Genomic DNA, 256 nt, shown 5'->3' with positions numbered 1-256 from the left:
GGATGGCGCATCCCGTTCGCGATCGGTGGCCTGCTGGCGATCGTGGTATTTCGCATCCGTCGCGGTCTGGCCGAGACGCAGTCGTTCGAAAATGCGCGCGACAAGCCCAAGTCCAGGGGCTGGCTGTTGTTCAGGGAGCATCCGCGCGAGGCGGCGACGGTGCTGCTGCTGACCGCGGGCGGGACGCTCGCCTTCTATGCGTACACGACGTACATGCAGAAGTTCCTCGTCAACACCTCGGGCTTCAGCCGCGAGA

At 64.8% G+C, this 256-nt stretch carries 1 pseudogene; it reads left to right on the top strand.

What is annotated here, in order from left to right:
- Positions 1 to 256 (top strand): annotated as a pseudogene (locus tag ACZ6JE_RS15345) (hypothetical protein); the annotation flags it as partial.

This window comes from Frigoribacterium sp. AC759 (genome assembly GCF_979256015.1).
This window is presented reverse-complemented; position numbering and strand designations above follow the sequence as displayed.